A 14,005-nucleotide genomic window follows, 5' to 3' on the forward strand; every position below is an offset into this window, starting at 1 on the left:
TCCACTTTTCGCTGACGCGGACCTGCGGTTCGGGATCATGGCCTAATGCAGCCGGGGCGTGGCGCCCTGGCCCTTGTCGTCGATCACCATGCCACGGTAAAAGCGGTCGAGCGTGAAGGCCGCGTTGAGATCGTGCGGCTCGTCCTTGGCAATGGTCCAGGCAAAGCACCAGCCGGAAGCCGGCGTCGCCTTGAAGCCGCCATAGCACCAGCCGCAGTTGAGATACATGCCCGGCAGCGGACCGGTGGTGATGATTGGCGAGCCGTCCATCGACATGTCGCAGACGCCGCCCCATGAGCGCAGCATGCGGACGCGGGCGAGCCCCGGGAACAGCGCCAGCATCTCGCTCATCACCTCATCGACGATCGGCAGGCTGCCGCGCTGGGCGTAGCTGTTGTAGCCGTCGAGGTCGCCGCCATAGACAAGGCCGCCCTTGTCCGATTGCGACATATAGAAATGGCCCATGCCGAAGGTCAGGACCGTATCGATAAACGGTTTCAGCGATTCCGTAACGAAGGCCTGCAGCACGTGGCTCTCGATCGGCATTGTCTCGATGCCGGCAAGCCGCATGACCCGCCCGGTGCTGCCGGCCACCGCGACCGCTACCTTTTTAGCGCGGATTTCGCCGCGGGTCGTCGTGACGCCGGTGATGCGGTCGCCGTCGCGCAGGAAGCCGGTGACCTCGCAGTTTTCGACGATGTCGACGCCGCGGCGATCTGCGCCACGCGCATATCCCCAGGCGACCGCATCGTGGCGGGCGGTGCCGGCGCGTCGCTGCATCAGGCCGCCGACGATCGGGAAACGCGCCGTGGCGGAGACGTCCAGCGCCGGCACCAGGCGGGCGATCTCCGCCGTGGTCATCAGTTCCGCGTCGACGCCGAGATGGCGCATGGCGTTGCCGCGCCGGGCATAGTCGTCGAGCTGAGCAGGTGTGTGGGCGAGGTTCAGGCAGCCGCGCTGCGAGAACATGACGTTATAGTTGAGGTCATGCGACAGGTTCTCCCACAGCTTCATCGAATGTTCGTAGAAGCGCGTGTTGGCGGGCAGCAGGTAGTTGGAGCGGACGGCCGTCGTGTTGCGGCCGACATTGCCGGAACCGAGCCAGCCCTTCTCCAGCACCGCGACATTGGTGATGCCGTGCTCCTTGGCGAGATAGTAAGCGGTCGACAGGCCATGGCCGCCGCCGCCGATGACGATGACATCGTAGGACGCCTTCGGGTCGGGCTTGCGCCAGGCCGGCCTCCAGTCCTTGTTTCCGGTCAGCGCGTTCTTGAGAAGCGAAAAGGCCGAATATTCCGCCATTCTTATTGTCATCCATTTCAGGCTTGGCGGCAGACTATAGAGCAGGCGGCCAACGCAAAGCCAAGATTGCGCCATCGCTTTTCGACTCCCCGACTTCGATTGGATATGGCCGACTTCGAAAGCGGGCCGTCAGGGACGGCTTGCCCCCAGATATGTCGGTCTTTATCAAGAGCGGGCCTTAGAACGCCTTATCGCCCGTGAGTCGCCAGACAATCATGTTTTTCCGACTGCTCCGCTTCGTTCTGGTCCTGATGCTTGTCGCCTCGGCGCCGCTTTCGTTGCGAGCGGTGGCGCAAGGGCTTGGCCAGGCGCCCGCGGGACTGGTCAGTGATCAGCAGAAAATCCTCCAGGACCTGACGACGAAGACCGACAATCTCGAAACGAAGTTCCAGCAGGACGGCGACGATGACGCCAGCCTTGTCGATATTCGGCTGCAGCTGGAAGAAATGTCGCGTGCCTCGCTCAACAGCGCGCTCGCTTTCCGGCCGCGGCTGAGCGAGATCAACAGCCGGCTAGAGCAGCTAGGCCCGCCGCCGGCCGCGGGCCAGCCGGCCGAGCCCGATATCGTGACCGGCGAACGCCAGGCGCTGGCCTCCGAAAAAGCCGAGATCAATGCCGTCATCGCCACGGCGCAAAACCTGTCGATCCGCATCAGCGGGCTGATCGAGAAGATCGGCAATATGCGCAGCGAGCTTTTCCGCAACCAGCTCACCAAGCGCTACGTGCTGTCCGATGCATTGAGCCCGGAGGTCATTTCCGATGCCAACAACGAATTTACCAGTTTCTACAAGGCGGTGTCGTCCTGGCTGAGCTTTGCCTTCAAGTTCAAGTTCCAGGCCGTTCTTGCCGCGGCCTTGATGGCGCTTGCCTTGGCCGCCGTGCTTTTCGTCGGCGGGCGGCGCCTGTTCGGCCGTGTGTTCGAAGCGGACCCCTCGGTGGAGGATCCCTCCTATCTCAGCCGGCTGTCGGTGGCGTTCTGGTCGACATTGCTGCCGACGCTGGCAGTCGGCGTCTTCCTTGCCTCGACCATTTTCTTTTTCAATTATTACAACGTCTTGCGCGGCGATATCGGCATCTTCCTGAATGCGCTGGCTGCCGTTGTCGCGGGTGTGTTCTGCGTCAACCGGCTGACCAATGCGGCGCTTGAGCCGCGACTGCCGAACTGGCGTCTGATCCCTGTCGAAACCGGCCCGGCGCGCTGGCTGGTGCGGCTGACGACGGCCATGGCCGTCGCCATCGGCATCAATTATTTCCTGTCGGTCGTGAACGACAAGATGGGCTCGCCGCTGTCGCTGACCATCGCCAGAAGCTTTGTCGCCACCATCATCGTCGGCGTCATCCTGATCCTGATGGGCCTGCTGAAGCCGTTCAAGGCCGCCGACGGGATCTGGCGGCCGTGGCCGGCGTGGCTGCGTTACACCGCCGTGGCGCTGGGGCTGTTCACCATCGCGTCGGCGCTGTTCGGCTATATCGGCCTTGCCATGTTCGTCTCGGTGCAGGTCGTGATCACCGGCACCATCCTGGTCACCGCCTATATCGGCTTCCTGTCGGCGCGGGCGATCGGCGAGGAAGGCGGCTTCGCCAATAGCTCGATCGGCCGTTGGCTATCCGCCAATTCAAGCTATGAGCCGACCGCGCTCGACCAGCTCGGCCTGGTCGTCAGCGTCGCCATCAACGTGATGATCGTGCTGGTGTTCCTGCCGCTGATCCTGTTGACGTGGGGCTTCCAGCCCGGCGACATCCAGGCTTGGGCCTACAAGCTGGCAACGGGGCTGACCATCGGCTCGGTGACGATCTCGATCACCGGCATCCTCTCAGGCGTCGTTGTCTTCATCATCGGCTATTTCCTGACGCGCTGGTTCCAGGGATGGCTGGACGGCTCGGTGATGGCGCGCGGCCGCGTCGACACCGGCGTGCGCAATTCGATCCGGCTGGCGGTCGGCTATGCCGGCGTCGCCGTCGCGGCACTGGTCGGCATCTCGGCCGCCGGCATCGACCTCTCCAGCCTCGCGCTGGTCGCCGGTGCGCTGTCCCTCGGCATCGGCTTCGGCCTGCAGAATGTCGTCTCGAACTTCGTCTCGGGCCTGATCCTGTTGGCCGAGCGGCCGTTCAAGGTCGGCGACTGGATCGTCGCCGGCGACATCAGCGGCACTGTCAAGAAGATCAGCGTGCGCGCCACCGAGATCGAGACGTTCCAACGGCAATCGGTGATCCTGCCCAATTCAAACCTGATCAACAATGCGGTCGGCAACTGGACGCACCGCAACAAGCTCGGCCGCGTCGACATCAAGGTCGGCGTTGCCTATGGTAGCGACGTCAAGCACGTGCATGGCGTCCTTTTGGAGATCGCACGCAGCCATCCGCTGGTGCTGAAGAACCCGGAACCCTTTGTGCTGTTTTCCAATTTCGGCCCGGCCGCGCTCGAATTCGAGATTCGCGTGTTCCTGGCAGACGTTCTTAGTGGCAATATCGTCCAGAACGACATCCGCTTTGCAATCTTCGATGTGTTCGCCGACCAGCATATCGAAATTCCGTCGGCGCCGCGCGCCGTCGTCGAGACCAAAAAGCACGAGGCGTGGCCGATCGACGACGACAAGATCGAAGTCGAATTCGCCGAGCGAGAGCAAGCAAAAGCACTGGCAGTGGCGGAGGCGAAACGTCTCGCCAAGTCGGGACGCAAGGTGCGGAAGCCTGATCCTGACTAGCTGTTTGGAGCTTGCCTTCAAGCCTTCGGAAACCAATTGCGGCATGAATGCGGCATTCAGTTGCCGTTCAGCTTGCATTGCATATAAGCTCACCTGCAAACGGCGAGAATGCCTTGCAAAATGCAACAGAGGCGGTGGCAACACCGATACTGCAAAATGTGGAAGTCTCTCGTCGCCGCCATCGCTTTTCTGGCCGTGGGCGGTTCGGCCCATGCCGCCAGCGCGGTCAACAAGGACGCTGAGACCCGCACGCTGATCGTGACCGAAGGCGGCGGCAAGACCGAGCTGGCGCTGGCCGCCGGCGAAACCGTGGAATTTTGCCCGAGCGGCTGTTTTGTTACCTTGCCGAATGGCGACCTCGAGGCGCTGACCGGTTCGGAGACCATTGAGATCTCGGGCGGCGTCGCGCGCATCAAGTAAAGTCGACGCCATGATTTTTTGAAGGCCGGGCAAACGCCCGGCCTTTTATTTGCTTCCGGTAATCGGCGATGAAGGTATGCACTTTTCTTCGAAGCTGCGCAGGACGGGCTCTAGCAGCGCCTTCGTACTGAGCAGGGCGAAGGCGTAGGTCTAACTGCATTCGACGGGCTGGTGGCGCGGGCTTTTTTGGCGATGTCGCAAACAGGCTGCAAGCGCGGCGCGGCGCCGCCCTATAGTCTGGCGCAATAGCATCTTGGAGTCGCGGGCAATGGCAGGGTTTCCGGAAAAGGCGAAGGTCGTCATCGTCGGGCTTGGCGGCATCGTCGGCGCATCGGTCGCCCATCACCTGATCGAGCGCGGATGGGACGATATTGTCGGCATCGACAAATCAGGCATCCCGACGGATATCGGCTCGACGGCGCATGCCTCCGACTTCTGCTACACGACCAGCCACGATTTCCTGTCGTGCTGGACGACGCTCTATTCCATCGATTTCTACGAAAAGATGGGCCATTACGCGCGCATCGGCGGCCTCGAGGTCGCCCGCGTCGGCGACGACGCCCGCATGGCGGAGATCAAGCGCAAGATCGCCTCGGCGAAGGCCTTCGGCACACGCGCCCGCCTGATCGATCCCGCCGAGATCAAGGAAAAATTCCCGCTGATCGAAGAACAGATGGTACAGGGCGGCCTGTGGGATCCCGACGCCGGCCTCGTCATCCCGCGCTCGCAGACGGTCGCCGGCAAGCTGGTCGACCAGGCGGAAGCCTCCGGCAAAGTCAGGGCGTTTGCCAATACCTCCGCCAAGTCGCTCGTCATCGAGAACGGCCGCATCAAGGCCGTGGTGACCGACCGCGGCACTATCGAAGCCGACTATGTCGTGGTCTGCACCGGAATCTGGGGACGGCTTATTGCGGAAATGGCGGGCGAGGACCTGCCCGTGATGCCGATCGACCATCCGCTTACCTTCTTCGGGCCGTACACCGAGTTCGCCGGCACCGGCAAGGAGATCGGCTGGCCGCTGCTGCGCGACCAGGGCAACTCGGCTTACATGCGCGATACCGGCGATCCCAAGACGGCCGAAGGCGGGCAGATCGAGTGGGGCTACTACGAAGAGACCAATCCGCGCCTTTGCCATCCGCGCGACATTCTCGAGAAAAACGAGGCACGGCTTTCGCCGTCGCAGCGCGATCTCGACATGGAGCAGATCATGGCGCCGCTCGAGCGCGCCATGGAACTGACGCCGATCCTGGGCGAGTTGGGCTACAATGAGAGCCATTCCTTCAACGGCCTGCTGCAGGTGACGGCGGACGGCGGCCCGTCGATGGGCGAAAGCCAGAAGGTCAGGGGCCTCTGGTATGCCGTTGCCATCTGGGTCAAGGATGGCCCGGGCATGGGCAAGCTCATCGCCGACTGGATGACGGACGGCCGCACGGCGATCGACCACCACGCCATCGACTATTCGCGCTTCTATCCGCACCAGACGAAAGAGCAGTTCATCTGGGACCGCTGCACCGAAACGGCGATGAAGGTCTACAACCCGGCGGTGCATCCGCGCGAACCCTTCTCCAAGGCCCGCAATGTCCGCCGCTCGCCCTTCTGGGAGCGCGAGAAGGAACTCGGCGGCTATTTCATGGAGCTCGGCGGCTGGGAACGCGCCCATGGCTACGCCGCCAACGAGCATTTGCTCGAGAAATACGGCAACCGGGTGCCGATGCGTCAAAACGAGTGGGACAACCGCCATTTCTGGCGCGTCTCGAATGCCGAGCATCTCGCCATGAGCGAGGATTGCGGCATCGTCAACCTGTCGCATTTCGCCATGTACGACGTCGAAGGCCCCGATCACGTCGCGCTGATGGAATGGCTGTGCGCGGCAAAGATCGGCGGCGACGGCAATATCGGCAAGGGCATCTATACCCATTTCCTCGATGAGGAAGGCATGGTGCGCGCCGACCTGACCGTCATCCGCATGGCCGACCGCTGCCGCGTGATCGACGGCGCCGATGCCGGACCGCGCGACTTCCAGTACATGCGCCGGACGGCAGAAGACAAAGGCTTCGACGTTACCGTCACCGACGTGACCGAGAAGTACGTGACCGTCGGCATCTGGGGTCCGAATGCGCGGGCGGCATTGAGCAAGGTCGTGGAAAATCCCGACGGACTGACGCCGGAGAATTTTCCCTTTGCCGCCATCAAGCCTGTCAGGATCGCCGGCAAGGACGTGACCGCCTTCCGCATCTCCTATGTCGGCGAGCAAGGCTGGGAACTGCATATGCGCTACGAGGACGGCCTGGCCGTCTGGGACGCCCTGCGGTCGACCGGCGTAATGGCCTTTGGCGTCGAGACCTATGCCAACAGCCGCCGCATGGAGAAGAGCCTGCGCCTGCAGAACGCGGATCTCTTGACCGAGTACAATCTGCTGGAGGCTGATCTTGCCCGGCCGAAGGTCAAGGAGGCCGATTTCTGCGGCAAGGCAAAGCATCTGGAATATCGCGCCCGGGCGCATCAGCCGGCCATGCTTTGCACCCTTGTGATGACGGACAATACCGATTCCAACGGCGTTCCCCGCTATCCGGTCGGCACGATGCCGGTGATGGACCCGCAAACCGGTGAGACGCTGGTCGACGAGCTCGGCCGTCGGTCGTTCACGACCTCGGTGGCCTATGGTCCGACCCTCGGCAAGAATATCGCGCTCGCCTACCTGCCCTGGGCTTATTGCCAGGAGAGCCGCAAGTTGAGCGTCGAATATTTCGGCGAGAAATACCCGGTCGAAGTGGCCGCCGTCGGCTACAGGCCGCTCTACGACCCGGAGAACCTCAATCCGCGCAGCTGAACTTAGAGACGTGCTCGCAAAAACGTGACTGGAACAGCCGCGCTCTCGGCCGGGCTTTCCTCTTTGTCGGTCGTCGATTTTAGCTTACCGTGCGGCATGTCTGCTTTTGCCTGTGCAAGACATCTCGTCTCGGGTGCCGCCGCGCTGGCGTCGGTGCTATGGCCGGCGGCAATCTCCCGCGCCGCCGAGCCGGTTGACGTCGAACTGGTGCTGGCAGTCGACGTATCCTTGTCCATGTCGCCCGACGAGCTCGAAATCCAGCGCCACGGCTATGCGGCGGCGCTGACGCACGACGACGTGCTGCAGGCAATCGGCGACGGCGCTCACGGCAAGATTGCCGTCACCTACGTCGAATGGGCAGGCGCGACCTGGCAGCAGGTCGTTGTGCCGTGGACGGTAATCGCCAACCGTGCCGACGCCGAGCGGCTGGCAGCGCAGCTTTCCGCTCATCCGCCGGCCAGTGCCAGGCGCACCTCCATCTCCGGCGCGCTGGAATTCGCCAGCGATCTGTTCGCCGAAAGCGGCTTCCAGGGCGTCAAGCGGGTGATCGACATTTCGGGCGACGGCCCCAACAACCAGGGCGCACCTGTCGACATCACCCGCGACGCCGTGATCAAGCAGGGCATCACTGTCAACGGCCTGCCGCTGATGACCAAGGGCGGCGGGTTCAGCAGCGCTTACGATGTCAACAATCTCGACCGTTACTACAGCGATTGCGTCATCGGTGGGCCGGGTTCCTTCATGATCCCGGTCAATGACTGGACGCAGTTTCCGGAGGCCATCCGCCGCAAGCTGGTGCTTGAGCTTGCCGGTCCGGCCTCGCCGCAGCGAGCGGCGGAAGAGGCGGCGCATCCGCCATTGGTCTTGGCACAGGACAGCCCCGTCACCGACTGCCTGGTCGGCGAAAAAATGTGGCGCGACCGCAGCTGGATGTACAACACGCGCTAATGGCGAAGTTTGCTGCCGGCGGTGAGATACCGCAGTGCAGCATCGGCTTCATTGACAAGCCTGCGGGCGTCTGTGACACAATTCCGATCCGAACAAAAAAGGGGAACCGACATGAACAGGATCGGAATTCTTGCCACAGGCTTGACGCTTGTCGCTGGGTTGTGCGCGCCGGCGATGGCCGCCACATCGGTCAGCATCGGCATCAGCGGATGGACGGGCTTTGCGCCGCTGACGCTCGCCAAGCAGGCCGGCATCTTCGAAAAGCATGGCCTCGACGTCACCTTGAAGAAGGTGCCGCAAGCCAGCCGGCCGCTCGCCATCGCCAGCGGCGACTTGCAATGCGCCGCCACCACGGTCGAGACCTGGCTGGTCTGGAACGCCAACGGCGTGACGACCAAGCAGATATTCCAGCTCGACAAATCCTACGGCGCCGACGGCATCGTCGCCCGCAACGACATCAAGACCGTTGCCGATCTCAAGGGTAAGTCGGTCGCGTCTTCGGCGCCGGGCACGTCACCCTATTTCATGCTGGCCTGGGTGCTCAACAAGAATGGCATGTCGACCAAGGACGTGACGGTCGTCAATCTGGAGCCGGATGCCGCGGCGCAGGCGTTTCTTGCCGGACAGAACGATGCGGCAGTCACCTATGAGCCGTTCATCTCGGCGGTGCGCGAAAAATCCGAGCAGGGGCATATCCTCGTGACCACTCTCGACTATCCGATGGTGCTCGACACCGTCGGCTGCACGCCGGAGTTCCTCAAGGCCAATCCGGATGCGGCCAAGGCGCTTGCCGACAGCTATTTCGAGGCGCTCGACCTGATCAAGAGCGATCCGGCGAAATCCTATGAGACGATGGGCGCCGACGTGAAGCAGTCGGCCAAGGAGTTCGAAGAGTCGGCCAAATACCTGAAATGGGCCGACAAGGCTGAAAACAAGCAGTTCTTCACCAAGGAGTTCCAGGACTTTTCCAAGACCGCCGGCGAGCTTCTGCTGCAGATGGGCCTGATCAAGGAAGCGCCCGACGTCTCGACATTGGCCGACACCAGCGCCGTCGCCGACTGACCGGCAGGATTGTCGCCCGGCGGCGGTGCCCTGCGCCGCCGCTTTTTCATTCAGATCAAAGGACGGTTGACGATGCCGCGCCCCTTGCATCCGGTCTCGCCCGGCATTCGAACCGTGCTCGGCATCTCGTTCTTCGTGCTGTTCGTGGCGTTCTGGGCGTGGATCACGCTTGGCGGCCACGTCAATCGCATCTTCCTTGCCGATCCGCTTTCGATGCTGAGAGACGGCTGGCGGCTGCTGGTCGAGGACCGCTTCTGGCTCGACATCCTCATCACCATCTGGCGCGTCTTCGGCGGGTTTCTGATGGCAGCCATCGTTGCCGTCCCGCTCGGCATCGTGATGGGCGCCTGGAAGCCCGTGGAGGCGTTCCTGGAGCCGTTCGTCTCCTTCGCCCGCTATCTGCCGGCATCGGCCTTCATCCCGCTGCTCATCCTGTGGGCGGGCGTCGGCGAACTCGAAAAACTGCTGGTGATCTTCGTCGGCTCGGTGTTCCAGATCATTCTGATCATCGCGGTCAAGGTCGGCGGCACACGGCGCGACCTGGTCGAGGCGGCCTACACGCTGGGCTCGTCCGACAACGGCATCGTGCGGCGCGTGATCATGCCGGCCAATGCGCCGGAGATTGCCGAGACCCTGCGCCTGGTGCTCGGCTGGGCCTGGACCTATGTCATCGTCGCCGAGCTGATCGGCTCGTCGTCGGGCATCGGTTACATGATCATCAACAGCCAATCGCGGCTGGCGACGGGGCAGATCATCTTCGGCATCATCGTCATCGGCCTGATTGGGCTGTTGTCCGATTTCGCCTTCAAGGCGCTCAACCGTTGGCTGTTTCCATGGAGCCTGGCGTGAGCAAGCTTCTTATTGAAGGCGTCTCGCGCACGTTTGCCGGTGTCGGCGGCGGGCAACCGGCCCAGGCGCTGATGCCGATCGATCTGGCGGTCGCCGCCAACGACTTCATCACCATCCTCGGGCCGTCCGGCTGTGGAAAATCGACGCTGCTCAGGATCGTCGCCGGCCTCGAAGCGCCGAGTGAGGGCCGCGTGTTGCTCGACGGCAAGGCGGTGGACCGGCCGGGTCCAGACCGTGGCATGGTTTTCCAGTCCTATACGCTGTTCCCGTGGCTGACGGTCGCCGAGAACATCGCCTTCGGCCTGCGCGAACGTGGAATGGCCGAGCGCGAGCGCAGCGACATCGTCGCGTCCTATGTCGATCTGGTCGGTCTGAAAGGTTTTGAGAACCATTGGCCGAAGCAGCTTTCCGGCGGCATGCAGCAACGCACGGCGATTGCCCGGGCACTGGCCAACGATCCGGAGATCCTGCTGCTCGACGAGCCGTTCGGCGCACTCGACAACCAGACCCGCGGGCTGATGCAGGAACTGCTTCTCGGCATCTGGGAGCGCCGGCAAAAGACGGTGCTGTTCGTCACCCACGACATCGAGGAGGCGATCTTCATGGCGTCGCGCGTGGTGGTGATGACGGCGCGGCCCGGCCGCATCAAGTCGGACGTTGCCGTCGACCTGCCGCATCCGCGCCACTATACGCTGAAGACCAGCCCGGAGTTTTCGGCACTGAAGGCGCGGCTGACGGAAGACATCCGCGTCGAGGCAATGCGCACGGCCGAAGCGCATTAACTCAGTGGACTTTCTTCAGCTGATGGCTCGGATCAAGCCGCCAGAAGCTGCTTGCGGTCGACGCGTTCTTGTTGCGGCGAGCGGGCATAGAGTTCGCGATAGCATTTGGAGAAATGCGAGGCGGAAACAAAGCCGCAGGCGACTGCCACTTCGACCACCGGCAACGACGACTGGATCAGCAGGTGCCGGGCGCGGTCGAGGCGGATTTCCAGATAGTAACGGGCAGGGGAGCGCCCCATCTCGGTGCGGAACAGGCGCTCGATCTGCCGGCGCGACAGGTCGACATGGTCAGCGATCTCGATCAGCGAGAGCGGCTCGGAGAGATTGGCCTCCATCAGCTCGATAATGGTCAGAACCTTGGAATTCTGCACGCCGAGACGGGCGCGTAGCGGCAGGCGCTGGCGGTCGGTCGGGCTGCGCACGCGATCGGTCAGCACCTGCTCGCAGACGCGGTTGACGAGGCTCTCGTCGAAATCGTCGCCGATCAGCTTCAGCATCATGTCGAGCGCGGCGGTGCCGCCGGCGCAGGTGTAGATGTTCTGGTCGATCTCGAAGAGGTCGGCGAAGACATTGGCCTTGGGGAACGCCTCGGAAAAGCCCGGCAGGTTCTCCCAATGGATGGCGCAGCGCTTGTTGGACAGCAGGCCGGCGGCGGCCAGGATATGCGCGCCGGTGCACAGGCCACCGACGGCAACGCCGCGATTGTACTCCTCGCGCAGCCAGGCAAAGGCCGATTTGTTCTGGTAGCGCTCGACATTGATGCCGCTGCAGACGATGGCCATGTTCGGCCGGTCCGGTCCGGACATTTTCTTGCGCTCTTCCTCCAGCGAGGTGTTGACGGCGCATTCGACGCCATTCGAGGCGCGCACCGGCTTGCCGTCGATGCTGGCGAGCCGCCAGCGATAGGCTTCATAGCCGAGCATGCGGTTGGCCGAACGCAACGGATCAAGCGCCGTCGCGAAGGCGATCATGGTGAAATCGGGGATCAGGAAGAATACAAACGATCGCCGGATCGGGTGCTTTACGACGTTCACGGGTAGATCCTCACGCTGCAATGGCGCGAACAGGATGTCGCGATCAGCATAGCGACATCAGGAAAAACGTTTCCTGTCAATTGGCTAGATGGCAACGGAAAGACTTTATTTGCGACATGGGTCGCAAATGGGCAATCGCTATGCGGCGAAGGGCACAACGTGCCGCCGGATTGTCCAAACGAGCCGAACAGTCTGCGCACACGAAAACGCCGCCTCGGCAAAGCCGAAGCGGCGCTGGATCGACTTCGAAGCAGCGCTAGGCTGCTTCTGCCAAGATTTGCTGTTTCAGGCGACAAAGCCGAGGCGCGCGGCGGCCATGGCACCGGTCTGGCCAGGCATGGTGTTAGCCAGGCGCTGGCGCTCGAGCGCGGTCGTCAGGTTCATTTCGCGGCGGGCAAAGAGGCGGGCAAAAAGCTTCATGATCATCTCCATTCGGTTGCTCAGACGGGTCGCCTTCGCTTGATGGAGTGGGGCAGCTCGTTTGTTGATGATGATATAGGCTTAGGTGAGGGGAAACTAAATCGCAAAAGCGAAGCACTTGATATGAAAAGCGACACGGAATGCGACAAATTTGGGCATTCTGCCCAGGATTTACGATTATTTACAACGTGTTGATTGCCGGCGCGGGCTGCTATGCGACTTGCTCATATGCGTCATGCGGCGGCGACATGGCTCGGGGAAATCATTTGAATACAAACAAAAAGGCCTGCCGGGCTGATCTGCGCGGCAGGCCTTCAGCTGTTGATACACACGGTTACTTTGCTCCGGCCCAAGATCCCACACCATGGCGAGTGCCAGTCTTGGCATCGGCAGCTTCGGGCCAGCCGATATCCTTCTGCAGTTCAATCGGCAGCGCGCGGATGGCGCGTTCCGTCTGGTAGCGGGCACGGGCCTCGCTGAACTCGGTCGCGATCCGACCGATGGATGACAGGATAGACATCTCATTCTCCTTCGCGTTGGGCCGGGATTGTCCCGGCGCTTGCAGCGTCAGGCGGTACACCGGGTTTGTTTCAGCTTCATTTCGTGTCGATTGCAGGTCCGTGTCATGGTTGTTTCGGGACCACTTCTACGTGTCTTGCCTTCGATGGAGTTGACTATCCTCCCAAACTGATGTTCAATCAAACGAAATGGAATGATGGTTTGCATCAGAAAAATTGAAGGTCGCTCCCCATGAACGCCCCACTCAATCATCCACTGCCGCTGCTCGATCTCGATGTTCTGCGCACTTTCGTCGCAATCGCCGAGACCGGCAGTTTCACCACTGCGGCCAATGCGGTCTTCCGCACGCCGTCGGCCGTCTCCATGCAGATCAAGAAGCTGGAGGACATTCTCGGCCGCTCGGTGTTCGCGCGCGACGCCCGTTCGGTGACGCTGACCACCGATGGCGAGATGCTGCTCGGCTATGCGCGCCGGCTGCTGTCGATCAATCGCGAGGTGGTGTCGAAGTTCATCATTCCAGACATTGTCGGGGTGGTGCGGCTCGGCTCGCCGGACGATTACGGCGAACGTGTGCTGCCGCATGTGCTGAAGCGGTTCGCACAATCGCATCCATCGATCGCAGTCGACGTCACCATCGACCAGAGCGTCAATTTGCGCCGGCGCATGGACGACCGGGCGCTCGACATCACGCTGCTCACCAACTCCTACAAGACCAGCGCGATCGGCGCCGAAGTGCTGCTCACAGAGCCGATCGTCTGGGCCGGTGCCAAGGGCGGTTGCGCGCATCTGCGCGAGCCGCTGCCGGTCTCATTGTGGGAAGAGGGCTGTGCCTGGCGGGCAGGGGCATTGGAGGCGCTTGGCCGCGAGGGCCGCAACTACCGCATCGCCTATATGAGCGCACACACGGCCGGCCAGCGCGCCGCGATCATGGCGGATCTTGCAGTCGCGCCGCTGCCGAAATCGTTCCTCGGCAGTGACATGGTCGAGTTGTGCCCGAAGGACGGTATGCCTGACATCGGCACCTACAATCTCGCCATGGTGGTGACGCCAGACGCCAGCGCGCCGGTGAAGGCAGTCGCCGACCATATCCGCGCGACGTTTGAGATGTTCAGGGAAACTGGGAAGTTCTGACCC

General features: G+C 62.4%; 12 protein-coding genes. 8 read left to right on the forward strand and 4 right to left on the reverse strand.

Annotation, left to right across the window (positions count from 1 at the left end; translation table 11 throughout):
• Positions 1–42 precede the first annotated feature (42 nt).
• Complete coding sequence (locus NKH05_RS16105; RefSeq protein ID WP_023719918.1) at positions 43–1,302, reverse strand: sarcosine oxidase subunit beta; 1,260 nt, start codon at positions 1,300–1,302, stop codon at positions 43–45.
• A 215-nt stretch (positions 1,303–1,517) separates the two neighbouring features.
• On the opposite strand from NKH05_RS16105, the gene NKH05_RS16110 reads away from it, so the two are divergent.
• The 7 genes from NKH05_RS16110 (at position 1,518) to NKH05_RS16140 (ending at position 10,898) form a co-directional block, all read left to right on the forward strand.
• Positions 1,518–4,007 carry a mechanosensitive ion channel family protein gene (locus NKH05_RS16110; RefSeq protein ID WP_352484517.1) on the forward strand — a complete coding sequence of 830 codons (2,490 nt, stop codon included), beginning with the start codon at positions 1,518–1,520 and terminating at the stop codon, positions 4,005–4,007.
• A gap of 156 nt (positions 4,008–4,163) precedes the next feature.
• Entirely contained in the window at positions 4,164–4,427 is a 264-nt protein-coding gene (locus NKH05_RS16115) for a hypothetical protein (RefSeq protein ID WP_023676533.1), read from the forward strand.
• A 268-nt stretch (positions 4,428–4,695) separates the two neighbouring features.
• The gene (locus NKH05_RS16120) at positions 4,696–7,257 is read left to right on the forward strand and encodes a GcvT family protein (RefSeq protein WP_023719920.1); all 2,562 of its coding nucleotides are present in this window, start codon (positions 4,696–4,698) and stop codon (positions 7,255–7,257) included.
• Between the two features lie 96 nt (positions 7,258–7,353).
• On the forward strand, positions 7,354–8,205 hold the full coding sequence (locus NKH05_RS16125) for a DUF1194 domain-containing protein (RefSeq protein ID WP_023719921.1): 852 nt from the start codon (positions 7,354–7,356) through the stop codon (positions 8,203–8,205).
• 111 nt (positions 8,206–8,316) lie between these two features.
• Positions 8,317–9,267 (forward strand): ABC transporter substrate-binding protein, encoded by a 951-nt coding sequence (locus NKH05_RS16130; RefSeq protein ID WP_023719922.1) that lies wholly within the window; start codon positions 8,317–8,319, stop codon positions 9,265–9,267.
• Positions 9,268–9,339: 72 nt separating this feature from the next.
• On the forward strand, positions 9,340–10,116 hold the full coding sequence (locus NKH05_RS16135) for an ABC transporter permease (protein ID WP_352484520.1): 777 nt from the start codon (positions 9,340–9,342) through the stop codon (positions 10,114–10,116).
• Positions 10,113–10,898 carry an ABC transporter ATP-binding protein gene (locus tag NKH05_RS16140; protein WP_023719923.1) on the forward strand — a complete coding sequence of 262 codons (786 nt, stop codon included), beginning with the start codon at positions 10,113–10,115 and terminating at the stop codon, positions 10,896–10,898. Before NKH05_RS16135 ends, NKH05_RS16140 begins: the two co-directional genes overlap by 4 nt.
• A 32-nt stretch (positions 10,899–10,930) precedes the next feature.
• Here the strand turns inward: NKH05_RS16140 and NKH05_RS16145 are convergent, their stop codons facing one another.
• The 3 genes from NKH05_RS16145 to NKH05_RS16155 form a co-directional block, all read right to left on the reverse strand.
• On the reverse strand, positions 10,931–11,869 hold the full coding sequence (locus NKH05_RS16145; protein WP_302895626.1) for a GlxA family transcriptional regulator: 939 nt from the start codon (positions 11,867–11,869) through the stop codon (positions 10,931–10,933).
• A 348-nt stretch (positions 11,870–12,217) separates the two neighbouring features.
• Positions 12,218–12,364: a hypothetical protein gene (locus NKH05_RS16150; protein WP_198030510.1), complete on the reverse strand. Its 147-nt coding sequence runs from the start codon at positions 12,362–12,364 to the stop codon at positions 12,218–12,220.
• A gap of 322 nt (positions 12,365–12,686) precedes the next feature.
• Complete coding sequence (locus NKH05_RS16155; RefSeq protein ID WP_023719925.1) at positions 12,687–12,872, reverse strand: hypothetical protein; 186 nt, start codon at positions 12,870–12,872, stop codon at positions 12,687–12,689.
• Between the two features lie 230 nt (positions 12,873–13,102).
• On the opposite strand from NKH05_RS16155, the gene NKH05_RS16160 reads away from it, so the two are divergent.
• Positions 13,103–14,002, forward strand: coding sequence for a LysR substrate-binding domain-containing protein (locus NKH05_RS16160; protein WP_023676521.1), 900 nt, complete (start codon positions 13,103–13,105; stop codon positions 14,000–14,002).
• Positions 14,003–14,005 lie beyond the last annotated feature (3 nt).

It is taken from the genome of Mesorhizobium sp. M1399, from assembly GCF_040317735.1.
GTDB lineage: Bacteria > Pseudomonadota > Alphaproteobacteria > Rhizobiales > Rhizobiaceae > Mesorhizobium.

Excerpts from the sequence above, each read along its gene's own strand:
- NKH05_RS16105 (WP_023719918.1), bottom strand. The coding sequence starts at position 1,302 with ATGGCGGAATATTCGGCCTTTTCGCTTCTCAAGAACGCGCTGACCGGA.
- NKH05_RS16110 (WP_352484517.1), top strand. The coding sequence starts at position 1,518 with ATGTTTTTCCGACTGCTCCGCTTCGTTCTGGTCCTGATGCTTGTCGCC.
- NKH05_RS16115 (WP_023676533.1), top strand. The coding sequence starts at position 4,164 with ATGTGGAAGTCTCTCGTCGCCGCCATCGCTTTTCTGGCCGTGGGCGGT.
- NKH05_RS16120 (WP_023719920.1), top strand. The coding sequence starts at position 4,696 with ATGGCAGGGTTTCCGGAAAAGGCGAAGGTCGTCATCGTCGGGCTTGGC.
- NKH05_RS16125 (WP_023719921.1), top strand. The coding sequence starts at position 7,354 with ATGTCTGCTTTTGCCTGTGCAAGACATCTCGTCTCGGGTGCCGCCGCG.
- NKH05_RS16130 (WP_023719922.1), top strand. The coding sequence starts at position 8,317 with ATGAACAGGATCGGAATTCTTGCCACAGGCTTGACGCTTGTCGCTGGG.
- NKH05_RS16135 (WP_352484520.1), top strand. The coding sequence starts at position 9,340 with ATGCCGCGCCCCTTGCATCCGGTCTCGCCCGGCATTCGAACCGTGCTC.
- NKH05_RS16145 (WP_302895626.1), bottom strand. The coding sequence starts at position 11,869 with ATGATCGCCTTCGCGACGGCGCTTGATCCGTTGCGTTCGGCCAACCGC.
- NKH05_RS16150 (WP_198030510.1), bottom strand. The coding sequence starts at position 12,364 with ATGGAGATGATCATGAAGCTTTTTGCCCGCCTCTTTGCCCGCCGCGAA.
- NKH05_RS16155 (WP_023719925.1), bottom strand. The coding sequence starts at position 12,872 with ATGTCTATCCTGTCATCCATCGGTCGGATCGCGACCGAGTTCAGCGAG.
- NKH05_RS16160 (WP_023676521.1), top strand. The coding sequence starts at position 13,103 with ATGAACGCCCCACTCAATCATCCACTGCCGCTGCTCGATCTCGATGTT.